This is a genomic window from Chitinophaga eiseniae, from assembly GCF_900167135.1.
In the GTDB taxonomy this organism is placed as follows: domain Bacteria; phylum Bacteroidota; class Bacteroidia; order Chitinophagales; family Chitinophagaceae; genus Chitinophaga; species Chitinophaga eiseniae.
In genome coordinates, this window is sequence record NZ_FUWZ01000001.1 from 1,300,927 (window position 1) to 1,325,202 (window position 24,276).

At 53.0% G+C, this 24,276-nt stretch carries 22 protein-coding genes; 9 read left to right on the plus strand and 13 right to left on the minus strand.

Annotation, left to right across the window (positions count from 1 at the left end; all coding sequences use genetic code 11):
• Position 1: 1 nt before the first annotated feature.
• The 5 genes from B5D63_RS05425 to B5D63_RS05445 are packed head-to-tail and all read right to left on the minus strand — an operon-like array spanning position 2 to position 4,398.
• Positions 2-1,447, minus strand: a complete 1,446-nt coding sequence (locus B5D63_RS05425; RefSeq protein WP_078667709.1) for a DUF3526 domain-containing protein — start codon at positions 1,445-1,447, stop codon at positions 2-4.
• Positions 1,434-2,810 (minus strand): DUF3526 domain-containing protein, encoded by a 1,377-nt coding sequence (locus tag B5D63_RS05430; protein WP_078667710.1) that lies wholly within the window; start codon positions 2,808-2,810, stop codon positions 1,434-1,436. Before B5D63_RS05430 ends, B5D63_RS05425 begins: the two co-directional genes overlap by 14 nt.
• Before the next feature lie 13 nt (positions 2,811-2,823).
• Positions 2,824-3,534, minus strand: a complete 711-nt coding sequence (locus B5D63_RS05435) for an ABC transporter ATP-binding protein (protein ID WP_078667711.1) — start codon at positions 3,532-3,534, stop codon at positions 2,824-2,826.
• A 57-nt stretch (positions 3,535-3,591) separates the two neighbouring features.
• Complete coding sequence (locus B5D63_RS05440) at positions 3,592-3,918, minus strand: hypothetical protein (RefSeq protein WP_078667712.1); 327 nt, start codon at positions 3,916-3,918, stop codon at positions 3,592-3,594.
• 54 nt (positions 3,919-3,972) lie between these two features.
• Positions 3,973-4,398 (minus strand): hypothetical protein, encoded by a 426-nt coding sequence (locus tag B5D63_RS05445; RefSeq protein WP_143312771.1) that lies wholly within the window; start codon positions 4,396-4,398, stop codon positions 3,973-3,975.
• Between the two features lie 76 nt (positions 4,399-4,474).
• On the opposite strand from B5D63_RS05445, the gene B5D63_RS05450 reads away from it, so the two are divergent.
• Positions 4,475-5,170 (plus strand): DUF4304 domain-containing protein, encoded by a 696-nt coding sequence (locus B5D63_RS05450; protein WP_143312772.1) that lies wholly within the window; start codon positions 4,475-4,477, stop codon positions 5,168-5,170.
• Between the two features lie 2 nt (positions 5,171-5,172).
• Here the strand turns inward: B5D63_RS05450 and B5D63_RS05455 are convergent, their stop codons facing one another.
• The 5 genes from B5D63_RS05455 to B5D63_RS05475 form a co-directional block, all read right to left on the minus strand.
• Entirely contained in the window at positions 5,173-6,009 is an 837-nt protein-coding gene (locus tag B5D63_RS05455) for an SDR family oxidoreductase (RefSeq protein ID WP_078667715.1), read from the minus strand.
• Positions 6,010-6,020: 11 nt separating this feature from the next.
• The gene (locus tag B5D63_RS05460; protein WP_078667716.1) at positions 6,021-7,115 is read right to left on the minus strand and encodes an NAD(P)H-dependent flavin oxidoreductase; all 1,095 of its coding nucleotides are present in this window, start codon (positions 7,113-7,115) and stop codon (positions 6,021-6,023) included.
• Positions 7,116-7,125: 10 nt separating this feature from the next.
• Positions 7,126-7,578 (minus strand): nuclear transport factor 2 family protein, encoded by a 453-nt coding sequence (locus B5D63_RS05465; protein WP_078667717.1) that lies wholly within the window; start codon positions 7,576-7,578, stop codon positions 7,126-7,128.
• Entirely contained in the window at positions 7,575-8,096 is a 522-nt protein-coding gene (locus tag B5D63_RS05470; RefSeq protein WP_078667718.1) for a YceI family protein, read from the minus strand. The genes B5D63_RS05465 and B5D63_RS05470 overlap by 4 nt, the downstream gene beginning before the upstream one ends.
• 64 nt (positions 8,097-8,160) lie before the next feature.
• Positions 8,161-8,742: a Crp/Fnr family transcriptional regulator gene (locus tag B5D63_RS05475; RefSeq protein WP_078667719.1), complete on the minus strand. Its 582-nt coding sequence runs from the start codon at positions 8,740-8,742 to the stop codon at positions 8,161-8,163.
• Between the two features lie 88 nt (positions 8,743-8,830).
• On the opposite strand from B5D63_RS05475, the gene B5D63_RS05480 reads away from it, so the two are divergent.
• On the plus strand, positions 8,831-10,165 hold the full coding sequence (locus B5D63_RS05480; protein WP_078667720.1) for a hypothetical protein: 1,335 nt from the start codon (positions 8,831-8,833) through the stop codon (positions 10,163-10,165).
• A 56-nt stretch (positions 10,166-10,221) separates the two neighbouring features.
• Positions 10,222-11,742 carry an FAD-dependent oxidoreductase gene (locus B5D63_RS05485; protein ID WP_078667721.1) on the plus strand — a complete coding sequence of 507 codons (1,521 nt, stop codon included), beginning with the start codon at positions 10,222-10,224 and terminating at the stop codon, positions 11,740-11,742.
• Here B5D63_RS05485 and B5D63_RS05490 read toward each other — a convergent pair.
• Positions 11,735-12,586: an alpha/beta fold hydrolase gene (locus B5D63_RS05490; RefSeq protein ID WP_078667722.1), complete on the minus strand. Its 852-nt coding sequence runs from the start codon at positions 12,584-12,586 to the stop codon at positions 11,735-11,737. The two genes, B5D63_RS05485 and B5D63_RS05490, sit on opposite strands and share 8 nt — an antisense overlap.
• 117 nt (positions 12,587-12,703) lie before the next feature.
• Here B5D63_RS05490 and B5D63_RS05495 point away from each other — a divergent pair, with 117 nt between their 5' ends.
• The 6 genes from B5D63_RS05495 (at position 12,704) to B5D63_RS05520 (ending at position 21,448) form a co-directional block, all read left to right on the plus strand.
• On the plus strand, positions 12,704-13,294 hold the full coding sequence (locus B5D63_RS05495; RefSeq protein ID WP_078667723.1) for an RNA polymerase sigma-70 factor: 591 nt from the start codon (positions 12,704-12,706) through the stop codon (positions 13,292-13,294).
• A gap of 78 nt (positions 13,295-13,372) precedes the next feature.
• A complete protein-coding gene (locus B5D63_RS05500) occupies positions 13,373-14,515 on the plus strand; it encodes a FecR family protein (RefSeq protein ID WP_078667724.1) in 1,143 nt (380 codons plus the stop codon).
• Positions 14,516-14,608: 93 nt separating this feature from the next.
• Positions 14,609-17,941, plus strand: coding sequence for a TonB-dependent receptor (locus B5D63_RS05505; RefSeq protein ID WP_078667725.1), 3,333 nt, complete (start codon positions 14,609-14,611; stop codon positions 17,939-17,941).
• A 12-nt stretch (positions 17,942-17,953) separates the two neighbouring features.
• Entirely contained in the window at positions 17,954-19,387 is a 1,434-nt protein-coding gene (locus B5D63_RS05510) for a RagB/SusD family nutrient uptake outer membrane protein (RefSeq protein ID WP_159455902.1), read from the plus strand.
• Positions 19,388-19,408: 21 nt separating this feature from the next.
• Positions 19,409-20,869, plus strand: coding sequence for a redoxin domain-containing protein (locus B5D63_RS05515; protein ID WP_078667727.1), 1,461 nt, complete (start codon positions 19,409-19,411; stop codon positions 20,867-20,869).
• 144 nt (positions 20,870-21,013) lie between these two features.
• On the plus strand, positions 21,014-21,448 hold the full coding sequence (locus tag B5D63_RS05520) for an SRPBCC family protein (RefSeq protein WP_200816919.1): 435 nt from the start codon (positions 21,014-21,016) through the stop codon (positions 21,446-21,448).
• Between the two features lie 119 nt (positions 21,449-21,567).
• Here B5D63_RS05520 and B5D63_RS05525 read toward each other — a convergent pair whose 3' ends face one another.
• The gene (locus B5D63_RS05525; protein WP_078667728.1) at positions 21,568-22,800 is read right to left on the minus strand and encodes an alkaline phosphatase family protein; all 1,233 of its coding nucleotides are present in this window, start codon (positions 22,798-22,800) and stop codon (positions 21,568-21,570) included.
• An 11-nt stretch (positions 22,801-22,811) separates the two neighbouring features.
• On the minus strand, positions 22,812-24,272 hold the full coding sequence (locus B5D63_RS05530) for a SusD/RagB family nutrient-binding outer membrane lipoprotein (RefSeq protein ID WP_078667729.1): 1,461 nt from the start codon (positions 24,270-24,272) through the stop codon (positions 22,812-22,814).
• Between the last annotated feature and the right edge of the window lie 4 nt (positions 24,273-24,276).

Genomic DNA, 24,276 nt, shown 5'->3' on the forward strand with positions numbered 1-24,276 from the left:
TTCATATTTTATGGAGATCATTCAATTTTCTTTTGAGTACCAGTGTCCCGGCGCAAAGCAGGGTGATGGTCAGCAACAGCAGGTATCCGATGCCGCTTCGCCATCGGGCGGGGCTGTCCGGGTTGTACGACGGATGGTAAACGGGCAATGACTGGTAGTCGTTGTCCGCCAGCAGCTGGTCGTGGAAATGACGCTCATAGAAAAATGTTTTCCATTCGTCGCGGAAGCGGCGTGTCTCTTCCCGGAAATGATCATAATCGGAGATGTCTGTCCGCGCGATGCTGTTGAGCAACCATTGCGTGTATACGGCCGGGTTATATTTTAACGAGGCGTCCAGTTGTTGCTGTGCTGTACGTTTGCCGGTTTCCTGTGCCTCCGTTAGGCGCTGCATGCGCTGATCTACCAGCGAATAGTAAGCCATCGCATGGCGGGAACTGGTCATGCCGGTATCGTAGGCCTTTGCGTTGCGGTATTGCGGATACGCCTGATAAAAGCTGTCGAGCAGCTGCCGTTTGGGGAGGTCCCAGGTGTCCCATTCCAGTTCCCGCTGCACGGAGGCGTTGGTGGCGGTATCATCGATCTGTGGCCGATGGGTCATCAACCTGTAAGTGGCTGGTAATACAATCAGCAGCAACAGCCAGAGGCTGAACAGCGATACGAGGTTGGTGGTGGTATGCTGGTTCCATGCGATGACAAACCAGATCAGCCCCATCCAGAAAGACAGCCAGACGGCGGCTACGCCGGTCCAGGCGGCCCATGCCAGCCAGGGGAACCCCTGTCCGGCGGAAGCCCATACCATACCGATGGTGCAGATAAGTACCATGGCGGTCAGCAGGAGCAGATAACGTATCAATAGCCGTAACAGCAGCAGGCCCGTGAGCGCACCGTGCTGTACCAGCAACAGGGAGAGCGTGCCTTGTTCTTTCTCCTGTGCCAGCAGGTGATAGCTCATACAGATAGCCAGCAGGGGAAGCAGATAGATGAGCAGGAAGGCCGTGTCGAAGTTGCCGGTAGCCAGTTGCAGCGGGTTGCTGATTTTTTCTTCCGCAGGCGCATAGCTGCTTTTAACAGCGATGGGGTAGTAATATTTGGCGAGATCGCTCATGCCGACAGACAATACCGCTGCAGGCGCCGGGGGATACCAGGTGTGGGCATGTAGCCGGTGATCGGCAACGATGGGCCAGGCGGCCGCGATGTAGGCGGCTTTTCCCTGCGGGATGGTGGTGTCGGCCTGCAACTGGTGGCGCAGGGTGATCAGCTGTTGTTGGTAGTGCTGTTGCAGACTGTCGACCGCCGTTTGTTGTTTTACAGATACCGCGTGGCCATAGTACAAGGCTACTGCCGCGGCGGGCAACAGGATGGCGGCGATGACCGGTAACAGCCTGGTACGCCATAGTAAGCGCCACTCCTGCAGCGCTACGGACCGGTATTTATTAAATCGATGCATGTCTGGCAGCGCGGTTTAAAAGTGAAATACTGATCAATAGCCACAGCAGCAGCGAAAGTGCCGGTAGCCATAGCCTGCGGAGCACCTGTGCCGTGGCAGGTGGTTTATATTGGAATGTTTCTGCGTGCTGATACAGCTGTTGGCCCTGCTCATCGCCATAAGCCATGGCCTGGTTCAGCCGGCGGATAAACCGGTTGCGGTAAGCGCCCGCTGCCTGGTAAAAATGATACTGGTGTTCGTAATCGGTGCCGCAGAGCGCCATGGAGATACTTCTGATGGCAAGATAGGGGTCGGCAGCTGCGAGGTAATGCTGCACGCTGTTCTGCCGCCGTATCAGGCTGTCAGTCATGGCCGCATATTTTTCGTATACCCGTTGTGTATAGTTTTCGTCCGCCTGCAGGCGGAGAGCGTCGAAATTCACAGGCAACTGATCGGGGGAGCTGACTTTATATTGTTGTAAGATGGATTTTTCAAGACGTGCGGTGCGTGCATCTCTCGGATCGTTGCCGTCGATACCTGTTTTGATGGCCTGATCAATTTTTTCCTGCAGGTAAGGTTGGGAGGGCAGCGGATAGAGCGCTTCACCGGTGGCCGCCGCCAGGCGGGGCAGCAGTATATGCCAGCATAGCCAGATACTGCACAACAGTAACAGCGACTGGCCGGCGTTACGGGCTACAGCGGAGAGCCAGAGGCCGAGCAGGACGAAGATGGCGGCATAACAGCCGTAGCCGAGCACGAGGAAGAATATACGTGGCAGGTTGTGGATGGTGGCCATGGCCGGGAAATACAAAAGCATCGAGAGCAGTAGTAACGCGGTCATAAAGCCGAGGTATACTGCCGCTTTGCCGCGGAGAATATGGCGGGGAGTGGCGCCCTGTATTAGCAGTAGCCGCAGGGTGCCGCTGGTTTTTTCCTGCGTATAACTGTTAAAGCACAGGAAAAAAAGTAACAATGGAAAAAACAGTTGCAGTACTGTTGCGGGGGTGAGGGCGCCAAAGCGGAGGTATACATCGCCGGGGCCCAGGGGTGGCGTGGCCATCTGGTGCTGCACATGCGCTTCTACACGCAGAGAATTACCCGTAAAAGATTCCAGTCCGTTATCGAACCGGCTCAGCGATGTGAGCGGTTTGAAGATATAGGTGCCGAAATGGGCCGCGCTGTGCGGATCATCTGCACGCAGTTGCTCCCATTGCTGGCGGAACTGCCGGTTGGCGGTGTCCCGTTGTTGTTGCTCCTGCCGGTACAGCAGGCGGGAGCCGGCTGCGGCGATGCCGGACAGGATCAGGGCAGACAACAGGGTGACGGCCATGGTGCGGTTACGCAGCACCATGTGCCATTCTTTGATGGCAATTGTTCTGAACATAGCAGGATGTTGATTACCAGGTAGATGTTTCCATGTACTCCATATAGCTGTTTTCCAGCGTGTAGTGATCTGTAGCGGCGGCGTCCATAACTGTCAGCAAATGCCCGTCCCGCATGATACCGATGCGGGTGGCCACTTCTTTGGCGCGGTAGATATCATGGGTGGCCATCAGTACGGCACGGCCTTCCTGGCTGAAACGCCGCAGTAATGCGGAGAACTCATTGCTGGCGCTGGGGTCCAGCCCGGAGGTGGGCTCGTCCAGCAGCAGGGCGCCTGCGTTTTTGGCGGTAGCGATGGCGATGCCTACTTTCTGCCGCATCCCTTTGGAGTAACCTTGTACCGGCCGGTGAACGGCGGATTCCTGTAAACCGGCATCCAATAATAGGCGGATGGCCGTTTTTGGGGATAGCTGTTCTCCGGTGAGCGAATGGAAAAAGACCAGGTTCTCCAGCCCGCTCAGATATGGGTACAAGGTAACGGTCTCGGGTATGTACGCTAGATGCCGCCGCGCTTCCTGCGGCTGACGGAACACGGGGATACCGTTTACCAACGCCTCCCCGGAGGTGGGCGCCTGGAAGCCGAGAAAACAACTGATAGTGGTGGTTTTACCGGCGCCGTTAGGCCCCAGCAGGCAGAAAATTTCACCTTTGGCGACAGACAGGTCCAGCGCATGCAGCGCGGTATGCCCGCCAAATGTTTTGGTCAACGCAATAGCTTGCAGCATAAGTTACAGCGATGTGGGTACAATGAAACAGAAAAGGAAGTGTGTCGTGAGAGGGTATCACGCGGAAGGAGGCCCCCTGCCGGTCTGCACGGATTGTACGCCCGGATGCCCGTCAGCTGTGAAAAGAGAAGGTGTAATGTATGGAGTGGATAGTAGCTGCGGAGTGGAGAGGAAGTCGGGAACGGTAGCATCTTTGGCCAACTGGAAGTCACAGATGTCGCAGGCATGCGATGTCTGCACCTGCAGCCCGTGATGCAGCGTCATATAACCCTGGCCGTTAGCCGGATGATGGTGAAACAGTTTTACCATCTGCACAAACACCAGCAGGGCCATCAGCAAGAAGGCCAGTAGTCTGCGGGTAATGTCAAATGGTTTTGGGTGCATACAGCAAATATAGGGGATGTATTTTAAAAATGAAACAGAGTTGCAAAAAATATATTAGTATGGCCAGTCAAAGAAATCGGCCTGCTGCCAGTTGGCAGCGGCGGACTTTTCTTCTGGCTGCCGGAAGAACTGCATAACAATTTCCAGTGCTACAGGCAGGCTTACAAAAGAAACGAGCGGCACATATTGCTCGTCGCCGGCATCGATAACGGTGCGGGTATGCGCGTCCGTTACACTGTACCACGCCGTTCCGTTGCGGGCGTCGGGCACGTTATAGTCATATCTGAAAGAAAACTGATCAGGCGTACGGGCAACGAAAAACAGGATAATCGCTGCGCCGTCCTTCATCCTGTATTCAAAGTAACCGCCGTTAGCATATTCCAGCTCTTCCGGACGAAGGCGACTGATCATTTCCGTTACCACCTCCGGAGAAAGAAACGTATGATCGGTCTGGTCAAGGAATGTTGTGTAGATACGCATGGTGTCAATATAGTTTTTTATGCTGATAATTGCGGAGCGTACATTATTTTTATAGGAGCTGATATTATTGATATAGATGGAGACAAAAACCAGAGACATATTCCTGGCCGCCTGTACGAAAATCTCGGAACAGCTGGCAGTACACGGCTTTAAGCCTATGCAGAAAGCACAGACGATCAGGAAGACCACCCGCAATAAAAAAGTATATCTCGATATCCATTTTCAGTCGAGCGTAAAAAACTGGAACGGCGGGGTTATGCTATGGCCCTATCTGAGCGTCGCTTCCGGTGAATTGAAAAAATGGCAGCTACAACGGCATCAGGAGGAGAATGCCACGGGGACCATCTTTGCGACAAGGCTGGAAAACCTGACACCGCTGAAGAATAAAGCGCAGGACTGGAATATGGCTGCCAGCAACCAGGATAATGTGATCCCGAAATTGTGTGAACTGATTGTTGCCTATGCGCTGCCGCTGGTTGATCTGTTTGAAGACACGGATCAGGCGGTACAGTTCATGGTGGCCAACGGTGTCGCATTTAACGAACATTTCGATACCCGTCATCAGAACCTGCCCATAGACTTTCTTTGCTGCTTTGGTTCCACTGCACTGGCACAGAAAGCCTTCGACAACTATCTCCTGCAACAAAAGTTAACGGGTAGCGCTAAACGTTTTTATGAAGAGATGGCTGCCAAAGGCGAGGCGGCAAACCGGGTGGTGACGGACAACACGATGCGGGCTGCCTATAGGAATCAACTAACCATCAATGGCTGAGATTAAAAATCCGCTGAAATAGTGGTTTGTTTCCATTGTTCCAGTTCTGCGGACATATCGTTTATTTTTTGGGCGGCCCGGAGGTACGCATCTTCGCCCAGGAATAAGTGCAGCGGCGGATCGGGGCGTTCTGCCAGCGCTATAAAAATAGCCGCCGCTTTTTCCGGATCGCCGGGCTGCCGTCCATTCATGGCGAGATATCTTTCCTGTGTCTTTCTTACCGCTTCATACCCGGCTATCCGCGGCGCTGTATAGCTGAGTGAATTTTCTGTCAGGAATCCCGTACGGAATCCTGCCGGTTCTATTACCGTGACACGGATACCAAATTCAGCGACATCAAGGGCCAGCACTTCTGAGAAAGCGGCCAGCGCTGCTTTGGTAGCGGAATAGACGGCCCACCCTGGAGCGCCGGCGAATCCTGCCACGGAACCGATGTTGATAATATAACCATCTCTTTGTTCCCGCAGCAGTGGCAATATCCGTTTGGTCACTTCTATCGCGGCCACCACATTGATATTGATGATATCCCTGATGTCCTGCTCCCGGGCCTCTTCCACGGTGCCGGCCATACCGTAACCGGCATTGTTCACCACTACATCTATTCTTCCGAAGGCGGCAATGGTTTGCCTGATGGAATCGTCAATGCTGTCGGGGTTGGTCAGGTTTACGGTCAACGGCAGGAAACGGGTTTTGTCGATAATACCTGTAGCCTCCTGTAACAGTCCCGCATTGCGGGAAGTGGCTGCTACGCGGTAACCGGCGTGCAGCAGTTGTTTGACAAGGCTCAGGCCCAGCCCTTGTGAGGCGCCGGTGATATACCATACTTTGGATGTTTGCATGACGAAGGATTTTAAGCGAGCGTCGTTGCCGGCCGTTCAAAGAAGGCGGCGGTATCGCTGATGAGCGACTGCATCAGCGCCTTTGCTTTCCGGTGCCGGAGCAATGGGGCTATTTGTCCGCTCCAGAAGAAGACTTTGTCCCACTGTTGCTGGTCGATAGCCGCCTTACGGAGGGAAGACATCAGTGTGGATTGTAACGGGAACGGTAATACGGCATTTTCTTTCCCTGTGAGGTCTTCGCTGATGCTGTTGACGAGGCCACGTCCCAGCCGGCCGGTGAAGGCGCGGGTAAGCGTAGTCTGTTTGGCAGCAGGGGAAAACAGCTGTTGCTTATGCATGGGCATGGCATTGGATTCATCGCAGGCCAGGAAAGCGGTGCCTATCTGTACGGCTTCTGCGCCTAACAGTAACGCCGCTGCTGCTCCCCGGCCGTCAGCAATGCCTCCCGCGGCAATGACAGGCACCTTCACTTTTTCCCGTACCAGCTGCAATAACACGGAAGTTCCCATGAGGGAGCGCTCTGCGGGCGCCAGGAAAGACGGTCGGTGACCACCTGCTTCAAACCCGGAAGCGATGATCATGTCTACACCGGAATCTTCGAGCGCCACCGCCTCGTCGGGCGTAGTGGCGGCGCCGATAGTGATGATGCCGGCCCTGCGGCATTGTTCCATGACATCGGCAGACAGAACGCCGAAGACAAAACTGAATACTTTAGGCCGGATATCCAGTACGGCTTGCAGCTGATTCTGAAACCGTGATTCAAAAGGCGCCGGCTTCTCCGGAAAAGGCAGTCCCAGCGCCTCGAAATAAGGTTTAAATGCCGCCTGCGCCACCGCATAGTCCGCATCGCTGACAGGGCTGCCCGGTGCGTCGGCGTCGGATACCCACAAGTTGAGATTATAGGGCCGGGGGGTGAGCGCCCTGATTTGTTGGTCTGTCTCCCTGATTTCCTGCGGGCTGAGGGTGTAAGCGCCGTAGCCGCCCAGTCCCCCTGCATTGGACACCGTGGCCACCAGTTCGGGAGAAGAGAACCGGCCGCCGAAAGGTCCCTGGAAGATGGGATAGTCAATTTGCAGTAATTGTGTTACGCGGGTGTTGTTCCACATGATGATAAATTTATTCCGGGATATCGCTGATCATCTTGCTGACGATCAGCCATTGTCCGTCGATCTTATGAAAAGAGAGAAATTCGTGGTAATGGAAGTCATACATCTTTACGCGGACTTCCGCCACGGCAATGGAGCGGACAGCCCGTACCTCCAGTATTTCAGCTTTGAAAGGCTTGCCGGAGTCTTTGGGTGACTGGCGGTGCTGTACGCCATCCAGGTACTGCGCCAGCGTTTTGGCGTACGGCTGTCCTTTTACATCCCCGAAAAGTAGCGTGCCGGGATGATAAATCTTTTTCAGTTGCGGCACGTCTCCCGTATAGATGCCTTTAAAGTAATACTCCTCCAGTATCTGTGAGATAACAAGGGAGTCTTCCTGCGCTGTGGTCATGGTCATCGTTTTTTTCGCCTGCGCATCCCACCACCAGCAGGACAATAAGGCGGTTATGACAAAAGTTTTCATGAGACGGCCTTTGCCGTCAGGCTTACGTTTAATTCGAAATCGTTATAGATCAGGGTATCTCCCAGGTCTTTGAAAAAATTTCCGGAGCGGTATTTTATGTTGTATAATGTCCGGTCGATGATGATTTTTCCGGTGGCGGTCAGCGTGTCCCCGGCTACCTGCAACTGGCTGGTGAAGCCCACCGGGTGCGTGATCCCTTTGATGGTCAGGTTTCCTTCGATGTTATTTCCACTGGCGGCAGTGATCTCGAAGAAAGCCTCGGGATAATGCTGAATGGCAAAAAAATCATCGGATGCCAGGTGCTCTGCAAACTGCGCGTTGGTAGCCGGGTCTGCGATATCCAGAATTTTGATGGAAGTGGTGTCGATGGTGAATTTTCCGCCTGTCAGCTGACCGTCGGTCAACTGGAGCGCTCCCTCTTTCAGGTCGATGGTACCGTTATGGGCGCCGGTCACTTTTTTACCCAGCCAGTCAATATTGCTCTGTGTAACAGCGATGTCGAATTGTTGTGTTTTCATTTTCAGGTGTGTTTGTTTTGATGCAAAGTAACACCGGATTCCGGGGTGAATGATGTGACCTACATCACTTTTTAACGGTATTATACAATCGGCTCAGGGTTTCCCGGGATACGCCGAGGTAGGCGGCGATCAGGTGTTTGGGGACCAGGTGGTGCAGCTGTGGATAGAGTTGCAGCAGTTCTTCATAACGTGTTTTGGCGTCGTTGTTCATAAAGGAAAGCAGCCGTTGTTGTGCGGCCACATAACCCTTGTTGGTACGCCAGCGAAAAAAATGTTCCACCTGGTGTATCTCCCGGCAAAGCTTCTCCCTGTCTGTGTTGGAGAGCATCAGCAGTGCTGCGTCGGTAATACAGTCTACGTTGATAGTAGCCCTGGTCTGATTATATAAAGCGTGATAGTCGGAGGTCCACCAGGTAGGCATGGCAAACTGCAGGATATGCATTTTGACCTGGTCATTGATATAGAAGGCTTTCAGGCAACCGGAAAGCACGAAGTACTCATGCTCCACCTTGTCGCCCTCGCGGATCACGGTCTGCCCTTTTTTAAAGGCGGCCGGTTGAAAATGCGAAAAGACATAGGCATGCTCTTCCGGTGTCAGGGTAGCAGTTTGGGCGATGTGCTTTTGTAATATTTCAGCGGGTTGCATAAAGTGAAGATAGTTATTTCTCTTCAACAGCCGGAAGCATAACAAATACCGGGGCATTGTTATTGTGCAATGCTTAAAAATACCTGTTATGAAAATCCTGTTGTTGTCGATCACCTGTGTTTGCCTGATCTTTCAGCCGGCGATAGCCCAGCACGAACATCACAAGGGGATGAAGATGGATACCACCCGGTCTCCGGAAAAGATGGGCGCTATGCAGATGCCCATGAACCATTCCTTTTCGCTGAACCTGCCGATGAACAGAAACGGCTCAGGCACCTCCTGGTTGCCTGATGCATCTCCCATGTATGGTTATATGTTCCACTCCCGTAAATGGATGTATATGGTACATGGCAATCTCTTTCTGCGGTACACGAACCAGGACATTGGCCGTAAAGGCGTCAGGGGAGGGGATAAGTTTGACGCGCCGAACTGGTTTATGCTCATGGCGCAGCGGAAGGTGGGCAGGAGGGGGCTGTTCCATTATGAAGTAATGCTCTCCTTTGACCGGCTGACAGAAGGCGGGGCAGGTTACCCGCTGTTGTTTCAGTCGGGCGAAAGCTGGAAAGGGCAGCCGCTGGTGGACCGGCAGCATCCGCATGACCTGTTCTCCGGGCTCTCTGTGGGTTATTCCCATGCACTCTCCAAAAACGCGGACATTTACGCCAGCTTCGGTTATCCGGGAGAGCCTGCGCTGGGCTCCGTAGCTTTTATGCACCGGCCATCGGCCATGAACAACCCCGACGCGCCGATCAGTCATCACTGGAACGATGGCACGCACATTACGTTCGGCGTGGCCACGCTGGGGGTGCGACTGCATGATTTTAAGCTGGAAGGGAGCGTATTCACCGGCAGGGAACCGGATGAAAACCGCTATAACTTTGACAAAATGCGGTTCGATTCCTGGAGCGGCCGGTTGTCGTATAACCCTTCCCGTAACTGGGCCTTACAGGTATCGCATGGGCATATTAAAAGTCCGGAGCTGCTGCATCCCGACGAAAATATTAACCGCACTACTGCGTCCGCTATTTTTAGCCTGCCATTACAGCAAAACAGTCACCTGAACATTACCGGCCTCTGGGGGTTGAACAAGAGCAAAGGCCATACAGGTGAAAACGCGCTGCTGCTGGAAGGTGCGTTAAATATAAAACGCGTGGCTGTTTATACCCGGTATGAATGGGTACAAAAATCAACAGAAGAGCTGGACCTTGATGCGGCACAGTATGGCGCAGATAATTTATTCGGCGTCCATGCACTGACCGGCGGCGTTAGCTATGACCTGCTGAAAGTAATGCGGACGAGGCTGGCGGTAGGCGTGCAGGGAAGCATGTTCTTCAATGAAAAAGCTTTGCACGGGTTGTACGGAAAAAATCCATTCGCAGGAGAACTATACCTGCGACTTTATCCCGATCTCATGAGGCCATAAATACTTAGTGGCATGGCATAAAATTTAGTTCGCATTTTATAAAAACAACTACGGCCATGATACAACGCGATGCACATACAATCAGTCTCTGGCAGGACCACGCAGGCGGTTACAATACCATCAATAAAGCAGACCGGGGGAAAACATACGACGTGATTATTGCCGGTGGCGGCATTACCGGTATCACTACCGCTTTTTTGCTTCAGAACGCAGGCAGGAACTGCCTGGTGGTGGAAGCGGCTAACCTGGGTTACGGTGCCACCGGCGGCACTACGGCGCACCTCAATACACTGCTGGACGTACCTTATGATACCATACAAAGGAACTTCGGTAAAGAGGGGGCACGACAGATAAGAGAGGCTACGGCAGAGGCTATTCAGCTCATCAAACATCATATTGACCGGTTCGATATCCGGTGTGGATTTGAATACGCAGATGCGTACATGTTTGCCCAAACGGAGCGGGAAGCGGCAGCCCTGAAAGATATTGCGGAAGCCACCCTGATGGCTGGTGCGGATGTGTCCGGGGTGGACAAGGTACCGCTGCCGCTGGGGGCTAAAAAAGCCATTAAAGTAACGGGACAGGCTAAATTCAGTCCGCTGCCGTATGTACAGCGCCTCGCCACTGCCTTTGAACATATCGGCGGAACTATCCTGCAACAAAGCCGTGTGACGGCTGTACAGGACAAAGAGACGATACTGGTCATCACCACGCAGGGTCCTTTCCATTGCCGGCAGTTTGTGTATGCCACACATATTCCGCCAGGTGTCAACCTGCTGCACCTGCGCTGTGTGCCTTATCGCAGTTATGTGGTAGCCGCTACGCTGGCAGATAATAATTACCCGGAAGATCTCAGCTACGATATGCAGCAGCCTTTCCATTACTACAGAACACAGATGGTGGAAGGGCAACGTTACCTGATCGTCGGTGGAGAAGATCATCAAACAGGGCACCAGGAAAATACAGAAAACTGCTTCCGTAAATTAGAGGCGCATGTACGCGAATTATTCAACGTAGAAGACATTCGTTACCGCTGGTCGGCGCAATATTATGAACCGGCCGATGGCATCCCTTATATTGGACGGCTGCCGGGGCAAACCGGCGAAATATACGTCGCCACCGGGTTTAGTGGCAACGGTATGGTATATGGTACGGTATCGGCGTTACTGCTGAAGCGGCTGTTGCTCGGACTTCACAGCGACTATATCAAACTGTTCGACCCCAGCCGGATCAAGCCGGTAGCAGGCTTTAATACCTTTGTGCCGCATAATGCCGATGTTGTGAAACAACTGGCCAGCAGGCTGTTCCCGGCGGAGAAGCTGGAGCAACTGGCAGGGCTGGCGCCGGGTGAAGGTAAACTGGTGAATTACGAAGGTTCGAAAGTAGCGTTGTATAAAGACGAACAGGGCGGTTTACACGCAGTGGACCCCGTTTGTACGCATCTGGGTTGTGAAGTACACTGGAACCAGGCTGAAAAATCGTGGGACTGTCCCTGTCACGGGGCCCGTTACAGCGTGGATGGGCAGGTGCTGAATGCCCCGGCAGGCAAAGGGCTGGACCCGCACGATATCAAATAGGTTTGTTTTTTCCCAGGAAAGTATGAATAGCATGGGCTACGCCGGCGGGATTTTCTTCCGGCGTAAAGTGCCCGCTCTTGCTGATCTGTACGCCGGTGACATGCGTACACCCACTGTTTTTCAGTCCCTCTGTGTAAGTAGAAAGGTCGCCAGGTTCCTGGTCACCCCGGAGATATAGTACCGGCAAGGCTACCGTCGGTTCCGGCGCCGGCTCTTTTTCATCTCCGGCGAATGCCCGGTACCATCCGAGGCTGGCGTTCAGGGCGTTTGTGTTTGAATACACCCTGGTGTAATGTTGTCTTTTTTCATCATCCACCGCGTATTTATTAAATGCCAGCGTGTCATAGAAATAGTTGCATAAGAGCTGTTCATGGCCCGGTATCATGGCCTCCGGTAGGGCCGGCGTTGCGAAGTAGGCAAAATGCCAGATGTAAGGATTCCGTTTTATTTCCTCCCACGGTTCCACGCCGGGGATGGCAGTGCTCATGATGATGGCGGCGTCGAGCAGGTGCGGGAACTGCCGCAGCATGGCATAGGCTATCATGCCGCCAATATCGTGGCCGGCCACTGTTACGCGGGACAACCCCAATGATATGATCAATGCCGCCAGGTGGGTGGCCAGTGTTTTTTTGTCGTACTGGCCGATGTCTTCCGAACCACCGATCCCGGGCAGGTCTGCAGCCAGCACGTAATAATCTTTTGACAGCAGTTTCATCAGGTCTTCAAATGCCAGCCATGATTGCGGGTAGCCATGCAGCAATAAGATGGCCGGTGCCGGCTGTTTTCCGGCCGTTACCACATGCAGATGCCGGTCATGTACCGTGATGTCCAGGTGTTTAAACATAGGAGCGCTTTAGCCATGAACAGCGGCAAAAATGAAGCCGTGGCGATAATCGTTGTTTAACAGTCACTGGATAATTAACGCGCTTTTTTTTATTTTAGCGTCAGAAAAGGAAACAATTTGATAAGAAGTGATGCCTATAGTGATCTGGAGCTGATAAGCCTGCTAAAGCGGGGAGATGTGGAGGCATTTGACCTGCTGTATTCCCGCCACTGGCCGGGCATGTATCAGGCCGCTTTTTACCTGCTGCGCGATCAGAACGCCTGTATGGACATTGTGCAGGATATTTTCGCCTGGCTTTGGGAGAAGCGGGAGCAGCTGGACATACAGGCGGTACCTTCCTATCTGCGGAGCGCCGTTCGTTTTAAAGTGGCCAACTATATCCGTTCCGGTAAAATACGGGATGAATTTTATACAACGCTGTCCGGCCTTTCGTTACCGGAAACACCCGGCCCGCAGGACTTCCTGGAGCTGAATGATCTGAAGGCCATCATCACGCAGGTGGTGAACAGCCTGCCGGAAAAATGCCGGGAAATTTTTCTCCTGAGCAGGGACGGCCAGCTGACCAACCAACAGATAGCTGATTTATTGAATATTTCTATTAAAACTGTCGAAGCGCAAAAGACTATCGCGCTGAAGCGCATCCGGGCAGCCGTGGACCCTCACCTGCTCGCCTTGTTACTACTTCCCATCGTGACCAGTTATCATTGATCTGCCCTTCTAAAAAAAAATGAGATGTTTTTAAGGGTGTGTGTTTTTGCAAGTGCCTATGTATAGGACAGGCTACATATGAGAAAAGAGGAGGCCATATTATTAGCGGAAAAAATTGTGTCCGGTACCGCCACAGATGCGGAGCTGATACAATACAACCGGTTGTTCAACGCCTTTCAGGCGGACAGCAGCTGGGATGAGGAGGTATTGGGCAACAAACTGCAGCTGGAGGAGATGATCCGCCAGCGGCTACAGCCTGTGCTCCATCGTCAGCGTTCCGGGAAACTGGCCAGCTGGCCACGATGGGTAGCGGCAGCAGCTGCTATTGTATTACTGTTGGGCGGCGGGTATTATTTTTTGCAAAAGCCGCAGCCGCCGCAACAACTGCAGCCGCAGGCCGTTCGCTTCCGCAATGATATCCCGGCCCCTGCGGGGAACCACGCGGTGCTGACATTGGCCAACGGCCGGCAGATTCAGCTGGACAGCGCCGGCAACGGCACACTCGCCGTGCAGGGACAGGTACAGGTTTCCAAAACCGCCGGCGGACAAATTGTGTATGCCGGCACAGCGGAAGCAGCCAGTTTCAATACGCTGCAGCTGCCGCCGGGAAGCAAACCGCTTGCCGTTGTCCTCGCCGACGGCACCAAAGTATGGATGGACGCAGGCGCTGCGCTCACCTATCCCACCGCCTTTCAGGGCGGCAAACGGGAAGTGTTTGTGTCCGGACAGGCATGGTTTGACGTGGCGCCAAACAGCCGACAGCCCTTCCGCGTCACCACCACCACCAACAACGCTACCATCGATGTGCTGGGAACCTCCTTTACTGTTCGTGCTTTCCGCGATGGCAGCAATATGCAGGTGACGCTCCTCAGCGGCGCCGTGAAATTGAACACCAGCGCGGCATCGCAACTACTGCATCCTGGCGAGCAGGCGGCCGTGGACAGCAACGGAGCGGTGCAACTGGCCACCGGCGTGGACCTGCAGCAGGCCACCGCCTTTAAAGACGGACTGTTTTATTTCAATGGCGCTGATATCACCACCATTATGTCAGAATTACAACGATATTATGATATCGATGTCGTCTACCAGGCAGATGTCAAAGACCTTTTTGTCGCTAAAATTCCGAGGGATGTTCCGGTATCCCAGCTACTGAACCTGCTGGAGATGACTAATCTCGTGCACTTTAAAATTGAGGGACGGAAAATTACCGTCATAAAATAGATCGTACACCAGCCTTTTGTTACTGCCCTGTAAGACCGGCCATCTTACAGGGTGGGGAGTATTTTATTGTTTACCAAAAATCAACCAAACGATATGCTTGTCAGTAAGCTATTCAGCGCGCTATGCCTTTTAAAAACGGGAGATGCAACATCGGGAGTCAACTACGGCAGGATAGGCCTGCTGGCCATCTGCCTGCTGATGACAACACAGACCTTCGCACAGAAAGTCACCATCAGCATCAAATCAGGGTCTCTGGAGAAAACATTCCGGGAAATCGAAAAACAAACAGGCTACAGTTTTATCTACGGTAAAAATCAGCTCAGCCAGGCTGCGCCTGTCAACATTGCCGTAGAGAAACAGGAGCTGAACGACGTGCTGAAAATGCTCTTCAGCAATCAGCCGTTCACCTATTCCCTGTCGGGCAAGTTCATCGCCATACGGCTGAAGAATGCGCCTGCCAACGAAGCCCGCGCCGCGGAAGAGGGACTGACCATCCGCGGCAGGGTCACGGATGCCAAAGGAAACCCGCTTCCGGCGGTATCCGTGGTGGTGCCCGGTACGCCCTTTGGCGCTATGACCAACGGCAACGGCGATTACCTGATAAGCCGCGTACCGGCACAGGCCGTATTGACCGTATCTTATCTCTCTTATGAAGCACAGCAGGTCCCTGTCAACGGACGCACCACGTTGAATGTAGTGCTGCGGGAACAACTGAAGTCATTGGACGAAGCCGTGGTCATCGGCTATGGTACCACCACCCGCAGGATGAACACCGGTTCCGTCAGCAGCATCACTGCAAAGGAAATAGAAAGCCAGCCGGTGTCTAACCCGCTGGCAGCGCTGCCGGGACGTATCCCCGGTGTACAGATCACGCAACAGAACGGCCTGCCGGGTAGCGCGGCGGTGGTGCAGATCCGCGGACAAGGCTCTATGAACTCAGGCACCTTGCCGCTCTACGTGATAGACGGCGTACCGTTTACGAATTTCAACGGTTCCTATCCGCCGACGGATAACCTTAACTCCCTCGGCCTTACCGCCGCCAACGGCGGTATCAGCCCGTTCAGCATGATCAACCCGGATGATATTGAAAGAATGGACATCCTCAAAGATGCGGATGCCACGGCTATCTACGGCGCCAGAGGGGCCAACGGCGTTATCCTCATCACCACCAAAAAAGGAAAGTCCGGAAAAACACGCGCTAACGTCAACGTATCTACGGGAGCGGGAAAAATAGGCCGCTTCATTCCTATGATGAACACACAGCAGTACCTCGATCTGAGAAGGGAAGCGTTTAAAAATGACGGCGTCGCACCAAATACTGTCAACGCGCCGGAACTGACCGTGTGGGACCCCAACGCCTACACCGACTGGCAGCGTTTCCTCGCAGGCGGTACCGCCAACTACACGGATGCGCAGGCGGCTGTTTCCGGAGGAGAGGGTAAAACACACTTCCTGTTCAGCGGCGGCTATCACAAAGAAACAACGGTATATCCCGGAGACTTCAACAGTCAGCGTTTTACCAGCCGTCTCTCTGTGGACCATCGTTCTGCCAATGATAAATTCTATGCAGCCATCACTGCTAATTATTCGAACGATAAAACAGCGTTGCCAGGATCGGACCTGCTGTCGATGTACAACCTGCCTCCGAACATGCCCTTGTATGACAGCACCGGAAAATTGGCGTGGTCCAGCGGTTTCAGCAACCCTGTCGCGCTGCTGCAACGCCGTTATACCAGCACAACGGGCAACCTGATGACGAATGCCAGTCTGCGTTATTCCATCATCAAAGATCTGAATTTTAAAGTCAGCCTTGGCTATACGAATACTACGCTGGACCAGGTAAGCCCGCAGCCGGCATCGGCGCAGAACCCGGTCAACAATCCACAGTCGTCCGCCACTTTCGCCAACACCCGTTCACAGAACTACATAGTGGAGCCCACGCTCGATTATACGCTCGACGGAAAGAGAGGACACCTGAACGTGATGCTGGGCGGTACTTACCAGCGCAGCCTTTCCACCGGCCAGAGCATCGACGGCCGTAACTACAGCAGTGAAGCGTTGTTAGGTTCCCTCGTAGGCGCCGGTACGCTGTTGCTGAATTCCAGTTCCTATTTCGATTATCGTTTTGCCTCTGCCTTTGGCCGTATCAACTACGACTATCAACGGAAATACCTGCTGAACATCACCTTCCGCCGCGATGCCTCCTCCCGCTTCGGCCCTGAATATGCAATGGGCAACTTCGGAGCGGTAGGCGCTGCCTGGCTGTTTTCCGAAGCATCATTTGTACAGGATAACCTGCCCTGGCTGAACTTTGGTAAACTGCGTGCCAGCTTCGGTACCACCGGTAACGATCAGATCTCCAACTATATTTATTTACCGCTGCTGTCTTCTGCAGGCACCTATCAGGGAAGCGCCGCGTTGGCCCGGGGCACCTTGCCCAACCCGGGTATTAAGTGGGAAACCACCCGTAAGCTGGAATTCGGGCTGGAACTGGGCATCCTGCAAGACAGGATCAAGTTTACCGGCGACTATTACCGCAACCGCTCTACAGACCAGCTGTTGTCTGCCGCCCTGCCTACACAATCGGGCTACAACAGCTACACGGTGAACATGCCGGCATTGGTGCAGAACAGCGGCGTGGAACTGGAGCTGACCACGCTCAACCTGAAGTCCGCTAAATTCGGATGGACCACAGCTTTCAACGTGACGTTTTACCGTAATAAGCTGATTGACTTCCCGGGGATTGAAAAATCTTTTTATGCGAGCAGTTACCTGATCGGTCAACCGATAGACCTCGTCCGGAAATATCTCTACACGGGCTACGATCCTAAAACCGGTATCCCGCAATATGCAGACCTGAACAATGACGGAAGTATCGACTTTGGTAATGACAGAGAAATTATCCGCCCGGGAACGCCCTGCTTCGGTGGTATGAACAATACCATTTCGTACAAAAACTGGTACTTTAGTTTCTTCTTACAGTTTCACCACCGGAAAGGCAGTACCAACAACATCAGCACGCCCGTTGGCAGCAGCAGGAGCAACCAGAATACTTCCCTGCTCGACAGATGGCGGCAACCCGGCGATGTTGCTGCATACCCCGCAGCGACCACCACGCCCGGCACACCTGCCTACCTTGGTTATACGCAGTACTGGGCCTCTACCGCCTTGTGGGGAGACGCCAGTTACCTGAAGCTGCGCTCCGCTTCCCTCAGTTACACTTTCCCAAAAGCGTGGCTGACGAAAGCGAATATCGCCAACCTGAAGGTATATGCAGAGGGACAGAATCTTTTCACTTTCATGAAGAATAAATACATCTACGATCCTGAAACAAGCGTCCCTGGTGGCCCTCCCGGCCTGGGTACCGGCATGATCGCCATGCCGCCGTTGAGAACAATTGTATTCGGTGTAAACTGTTCATTCTAAAATCTGATGGTTATGTTGTATTTCAATAGTCATAAAAAAGTGATGTTGTCGTTGTTGCTGGCAGGCAGTGTTTTTTCTTCCTGCAAAAAACTGGTGGAGATCGGTCCGCCTACCACACAGGTAGGGCTGGACCAGGCTTTCGCCTCTGATGCTACGGCTACCAGCGCCGTGCTGGGCGTTTATAATGCTTCCGCCACACGGGACCTCCTGTTTCCCCTGAGCGAGATGCCCGGCCTTTCTGCCAATGAGCTGCAGAATAATGTTTCCAGTCCCTCCTTTGATGAATTTAAAACCAATAGTATTACTGTGACCAACAGTGTGGTGGCCGTTAACCTGTGGGCCTACAGCTACACTACGCTGGCACAGGCCAACGCCATGATGGAAGGGATCAATCGCAGTAAAGGACTTTCGCCCGCAGTAAGGAACCAGTTGCTGGGAGAAACAAAAGTCTGGAGAGCTTTTATCAACAGTTACCTGGTGAATATGTTCGGAGATGTGCCGTTGCCGGTGAAGGATGATCCGTTGAGTAATGCTACGCTGGCCCGTACGCCGGCAGCGCAGGTATGGTCACAAATCATCACGGACCTCGCCGAGGCGCAGTCGCTGCTGACAGATGCCTACCCTTCCACGTTGAGAACGAGGGTCAACCGGCAAGTTGCCAACGCTTTGCTGGCAAGGGTTTACCTGTATCAGAAAGAGTGGGCTAAAGCGGAAACGGCCGCCAATGCCGTGATCAATTCCGGGATTTACACGCTGAATAAAGACCTGAACACCACTTTCAGCAATACGAGCAACGAAGTGATCTGGCAGCTGGCTACGCTCACCGGTATTTCTACCTACACCACCAACCGGGATGCCAACGGTGGTAGTTATGCCGCCGCTCCCGGTACCATTCCGGCAGTAACGCTGACGGATACACTGTATAACTCGCTGGAGCCGGCCGACCGGCGCAAAACCAGCTGGGTAGCCGCGACAGACATCGGCGGACAGAATTATAAAATCATCACCAAATATAAGCTACGGGTGCTGGCAACCGGTACCACCACAGGCAATGAGTTCAACGTGATGCTGCGGCTGGCGGAACAATACCTGATCAGGGCCGAGGCGCGGGCACAGTTAGGCAACCTCGCCGGCGCGGTGGCAGATGTGGACAGCATCCGCTCCAAAGCCGGGCTGCCGCAGCTTGACAACAGCATTACGCAACCGGCATTGCTGCTGGCCATCGAAAAGGAAAGAAAAGCGGAGCTGTTTGGGGAATGGGGCCATCGCTGGTTTGACCTGAAACGCACACCGGCTGTTGCCGGTGGCGGTAAAACCCGTGCCGATGAAGTGATTGGGGGGATGCGGCCAGCTACCTGGACCAGCACCGATGCGCTCTATCCCATACCCGACGCGCAACGGGTGGCCAACCCGGCGCTGACACAAAATCCCGGATATAATCGTTAAACATAAAACCAACCCTGTTATATGAAGAAAATATTCCCCATCCTGCTGGGCGGCTGCCTGCTGGCAGCAGGACAGTCAAGCGGCCAGGCGAAGATCAGCCAGGACTCGCTGACGCGCTATTATAGCCGTCTCGCCAAAGGCAATGATGCAGATCAGCAACTGCTGACCCAAAAAATGTATGCATTGACCAAAAGCAAAAAAGAAGCTGACTGGCTCACCGCTGCCCGCTTCTTCTATCAGCTGAAGAAAAATAATGTAGGTGATTCCATACAGAAAGCGGCAGCAGTACACTTTCCCACCGGCTTCGCCGCCCGCAATAACGCAGTACAGGTTATCTACGACGAAACTGATCCGGTGAAAAAGGAAGCGCTCTACAAAGCATGGATTAAAAAGTTCCCGCAGGATAAACAGAACAAGGATGTGATCATCTATGATTATGCCCGGAACAACGTAGGCATGGCCTATGCGGAGGCGGACAATCTGCCTAAAGCGCTGGAATATGCCCACAGCATCGTGTCACTTTTCTGGAAAGGACAAGGCTGGGTAGGTACAGCGAATCGTATTCTGAAACATGGTCATACCGCAGAAGCAAAGGCATTACTAAAAATGGCTATCGAAGACGCCTATACGTTCAGGACTACCCGAAAGCATGAAGAAGGTGCGGGGTTTGCAGCGGTAGGATATCCGGGTTATCTCAGCAGTTATGCGCAGCTGTTGTTCAATGACAAGGAGTACGATTCCGCATTGGTATACCTGAAACGCGCAGAAGAAGCAGAAACACCTGTGCGCCCGGAAGTAAACCAGATGTACGCCAAAATACTGCTGGCAAAAGGGGACTATCCGCAGGCATTTACACGCCTTAGCGAAGTAGCTGCCGCAGGTAAACTGAACCCCGGCAGCAAGGCAATGCTGGCAGAAGCCTACGCCAAAGTGCGCGGCGACAATCACCTCGAAAAATACATCGACTCCCTGAAAGGCGGTCTGGATGATAAGATGAAAGCGGAATTCGCCAAACAGATCATCAAAGAGCCGGCACCTGGGTTCACACTGAAAGATGTGGACGGTAATACCGTATCGCTGGCTGATTACAAAGGGAAGACGGTGGTGCTCGATTTCTGGGCTACCTGGTGCGGCCCCTGCAAAGCTTCTTTCCCGGCCATGAAAAAAGCCATGGAAAAATATAAGAACGACCCCAACGTGAAGTTCCTCTTTGTACACACGTGGGAGAAAGAAGAGAATGCTACCGCCAGTGCGAAGAAGTTTATCACCGGTAACAACTATCCTTTCCAGGTATTGATGGACCTCAAAGACCCGGCAACCGGTGTCAATAAAGTGGTGGACAGCTATAAAGTGCGAGGTATTCCCACCAAGTTTGTGATTGACGGCAAGGGGAATATCCGCTTCCGGTTCACCGGCTTCAGCGGCGGCGATGATGCGGCCGTAGCGGAAGTGTCTGCAATGGTGACGCTGGCCAATCAATAACGAGAAGTGTCCTATAGTTTGAGGGAAGAAGGTCCGGGAAACCGGTCCTTTTTTATTTGTCCCAATTACCCCGCAGGAATGTCTTTTTTACGCCCCTTGTGTTCAATATAGAGCCAGTACATTTGTTGTTCAACAAAACCAATAATGATGAACAATATTTGGCACAGATTGGTTATTAAAGCCTCGCCTGAGGACGTGTATAAGGCCCTCTCTACCCAGGAAGGACTGGCCGGCTGGTGGACCCCCGACACCATAGCGAAACCTGAAACGGGCAGCATCGCCCGCTTTACTTTTAACGACTATTTTAAAGAGATGAAAGTGCTTGCGCTGGAACCTTCCAAACAGGTGAAATGGGAAGTGCTGAAGGCGATCGACGAATGGATCGGCACTACGATCACTTTCGACCTGGAATCGCATAAGAACGGCACCACCTTGTTCTTTCATCATGATGGATGGAAAGAGTATACGCCTACCTACGCGGTGTGTACCTACGACTGGGCCATGTTTTTAAGAAGTCTGCGGCGGTTGTGTGAAACCGGGAAGGGACAGGCCTATCCGGATCAGTATAAGTACGAGTAGGTGCGGCTGGAATAAATCCAACATGCAGCGGGTCGCACAACATTTTTCATCCTCGTAGACTGTGGCGATAAAACAACAACGGGCATCTTTGAGACGCCCGTTGTTGAAAAAATAATGTATCAGGGTTTTCCCACCCATCTGTTGACCGTATTGTCCGGTCCTTCCATGACTACTTTATAGAACCCCGAAGGAATGTCTTTTACATTGATGTCCGCCTGCTCCTGTTGCAGCGGCACTTCGCCGAGTAGTTTGTAACTATCATGTCCACCGGTGTTGAAGTGATTGGTGGTGGTCACCCATATTTTCACTTTGCCTTTCTTTTCGCGGGCTTTCCAGGTGAGGTGCAGCGAGCCGTTGTTCAGTGTGGCGCCGGGCTGTGTCAGCGATACTTTGCCTGTCAGCGGTGCGCCGTCCAGCTCGCGGGTATCTTCCTGCGGGATATTGATCTGCAGGAAACGCGCCATTGTCGGCAGGATGTCCACGATGCCGGGCTGACCGGTTTTGAAGTAGTCGTTCAGGCCTTTGGCGTTGGTGACCATCCAGGTGGTGCGTTCACGGTCTGACTGGCCGCCGTGGCCTTTGCCGTTACTGGCGGTGCGGCCGTGATCTGTGGTGATGAACAGCTGCCAGTCTTCCCCGAAGTTTTTACGGCGGTATTCAATGGCGTCCCAGATGCGGCCTACCTGTGCATCCATCATGTTGATAGCGGCATAGAATTTTTCGCTGTCGCCGTAGCGGTGACCCATATCGTCGGTGTATTCGAGGTATACCCAGGTGAGGTCCGGCGCTACGTTGCGGACATAAGCAGCGGCGCTGTCCACCACGGCTTCATCGATCAGGTGCATGTACCAGCTGTCGTTATCGTGCGGGAAGCGGGCGGTATCTTTTTCGAGTCCGTCCACATGGTAATCGATTTGCAGATGACCGGTCTGTGGCAGCCCGTCGCCCACCAGTTTGGTGCGGTTATCGAGCCAGGAGGAGAAGACGGCTGTTTTCTTTTGCGGGTACGCCTGTTTGAAAAAGCGGAAGATACTGCCGTAGCTGTAGTTCTGGGCGGCGATATCGTTGTCCCATACATTGTGTTTGTTGACCCAGGTGCCCGTTAGCAGGCTGTTATAGCCTACGGCGGAAATAGTGGGTGTTTCGGAATAACCGCCTTTTTCGCCGCCTACATGGGCGCGGGTGTAGCCGCCCACTTTGGCGACGTTACGCAGGTTGGGCGTCGGCTGTTTTTCGATGACGTCCGCAGGGATGCCATCCACGATGATAAACAGGGCTTTCTTTTTCTGCGCCTGTACCATCAGGGAGGTACAGGAGAAAGTAAGCGCGGAAAGGATAAGTGTCTTTAACATGGGTCACATTTTTATTCTTTTACCAGCAGCCACATAACGCCATTGATGTTATCGCCCTGCGGATACTGCCGGGTAATGGCATCGCTCACGTGCTGCCTGTTGAGATTCAGCTCACTTTCAGGATACATCCAGCGCCTGGGCACTTTTTTGTTGTTCAGCACCCCGTTGCCGGAAACATCGAATACCGGCAGACCAGTACGGCGTTGTTCATAAAACACCTGCCAGCCGGAGTTCATAAAGAAGCCGATGTACTTCTGGTTAAAAATACCTTCCAGCTCTTTGCCTGTTGTCAGTTGCACGGAGGGCTGTGAGAGGTAGGCTGTAATATCAGCAGGTGCTATTTTACAAAATTCCATCGATGCCTGTATCCCTTTTTTGTAAAAATCTGCGGCATTACCGCTGATCCAGCCACGTACCACGGCTTCCGCCAGTATAAATTGCAGCTCTGCGTATCCCAGCACGATACTGGGCTCATTCACCGGATCATTGTAATAGCGTTTGGCGATCTTGGAAACTTCGCCGTTTACCACACGGCTGTTGTTTTCGTCGATGGTGGCGCTGCCTTTGGCGCCGCCGTAGGCGCTAAAATCATTGTCCGGCAGTGAAGCAAATTTGGTGGCTTTCTGCGCAAAACGGAACAACCGCGGATCTTTATACTGTTTCAACAGGTTCACAAAATTCTCTTCCAGGTAGAAGGCGGTCTGCATACTATTGTTGTTATAATAAGGGTAACGGTTGTCCTGCAGGTCGGCAAACACCAGCTGGCCGTTATCCGTGGTACCGTTCATCAGCGGGTATTTGGCGGGATTGTTCACGATCTCGGCGAAACGTTCCTTCACTTTTAGTTTGGCGTTGCCTTCTTTTTGTGACAGGCTGATTAATACCCGCAGGGAGAAGCTGTTGATCAGGCGTTTCCACTGTTCTTTTTTACCGCCGTAGATAACATCGCCCCGGATCTCGCCATCGGCCGCTGCCAGTTGGTCACTGGCGGATTTGAGTTCGTTGAGGATATTCAGGAAGATGTCTTCCTGTTTATCATATATCGGTGTGAAGTTCTCAGCGGCCCCTTTCAGTGCTTCGCTGTAGGGGATATCGCCGAAGGTCAGCGTCAGCCGCATAAAAAACCAGGCGCGGAAGAATTTGCCCAATGCCAGGTACACGGGTTGGTTGGTACGGGTGGCTTCTTCTTCCATCTTTACAACCAGGCGTAGCCTGTTGAAGTCGTCGAAGCTGGAACGCTGCCAGTTGTAATACTGGTTAGCGTCAATCCCGTCGGTATTGACAAGGTACCGCGATGCGAACGCGCCGGAGGTGCTGATGTCATTGAATGCTTTGGTTTCAATATTGGTCAGCAACAGCTCAGGAGTAGACTGCGTGGGTTTATTCGGGTCTGTCTGGAAGTGCTCAAACTTCTTGCAACTGCTGAAAGCGGTTGCCAGCAAACAAAATATGACAATTGATAGTTTTCGCATGATG

Coding starts and splice junctions, on each gene's coding strand:
- B5D63_RS05425 (WP_078667709.1), bottom strand. CDS start 1,447: ATGCATCGATTTAATAAATACCGGTCCGTAGCGCTGCAGGAGTGGCGC.
- B5D63_RS05430 (WP_078667710.1), bottom strand. CDS start 2,810: ATGTTCAGAACAATTGCCATCAAAGAATGGCACATGGTGCTGCGTAAC.
- B5D63_RS05435 (WP_078667711.1), bottom strand. CDS start 3,534: ATGCTGCAAGCTATTGCGTTGACCAAAACATTTGGCGGGCATACCGCG.
- B5D63_RS05440 (WP_078667712.1), bottom strand. CDS start 3,918: ATGCACCCAAAACCATTTGACATTACCCGCAGACTACTGGCCTTCTTG.
- B5D63_RS05445 (WP_143312771.1), bottom strand. CDS start 4,398: ATGCGTATCTACACAACATTCCTTGACCAGACCGATCATACGTTTCTT.
- B5D63_RS05450 (WP_143312772.1), top strand. CDS start 4,475: ATGGAGACAAAAACCAGAGACATATTCCTGGCCGCCTGTACGAAAATC.
- B5D63_RS05455 (WP_078667715.1), bottom strand. CDS start 6,009: ATGCAAACATCCAAAGTATGGTATATCACCGGCGCCTCACAAGGGCTG.
- B5D63_RS05460 (WP_078667716.1), bottom strand. CDS start 7,115: ATGTGGAACAACACCCGCGTAACACAATTACTGCAAATTGACTATCCC.
- B5D63_RS05465 (WP_078667717.1), bottom strand. CDS start 7,578: ATGAAAACTTTTGTCATAACCGCCTTATTGTCCTGCTGGTGGTGGGAT.
- B5D63_RS05470 (WP_078667718.1), bottom strand. CDS start 8,096: ATGAAAACACAACAATTCGACATCGCTGTTACACAGAGCAATATTGAC.
- B5D63_RS05475 (WP_078667719.1), bottom strand. CDS start 8,742: ATGCAACCCGCTGAAATATTACAAAAGCACATCGCCCAAACTGCTACC.
- B5D63_RS05480 (WP_078667720.1), top strand. CDS start 8,831: ATGAAAATCCTGTTGTTGTCGATCACCTGTGTTTGCCTGATCTTTCAG.
- B5D63_RS05485 (WP_078667721.1), top strand. CDS start 10,222: ATGATACAACGCGATGCACATACAATCAGTCTCTGGCAGGACCACGCA.
- B5D63_RS05490 (WP_078667722.1), bottom strand. CDS start 12,586: ATGTTTAAACACCTGGACATCACGGTACATGACCGGCATCTGCATGTG.
- B5D63_RS05500 (WP_078667724.1), top strand. CDS start 13,373: ATGAGAAAAGAGGAGGCCATATTATTAGCGGAAAAAATTGTGTCCGGT.
- B5D63_RS05505 (WP_078667725.1), top strand. CDS start 14,609: ATGCTTGTCAGTAAGCTATTCAGCGCGCTATGCCTTTTAAAAACGGGA.
- B5D63_RS05510 (WP_159455902.1), top strand. CDS start 17,954: ATGTTGTATTTCAATAGTCATAAAAAAGTGATGTTGTCGTTGTTGCTG.
- B5D63_RS05515 (WP_078667727.1), top strand. CDS start 19,409: ATGAAGAAAATATTCCCCATCCTGCTGGGCGGCTGCCTGCTGGCAGCA.
- B5D63_RS05520 (WP_200816919.1), top strand. CDS start 21,014: ATGATGAACAATATTTGGCACAGATTGGTTATTAAAGCCTCGCCTGAG.
- B5D63_RS05525 (WP_078667728.1), bottom strand. CDS start 22,800: ATGTTAAAGACACTTATCCTTTCCGCGCTTACTTTCTCCTGTACCTCC.
- B5D63_RS05530 (WP_078667729.1), bottom strand. CDS start 24,272: ATGCGAAAACTATCAATTGTCATATTTTGTTTGCTGGCAACCGCTTTC.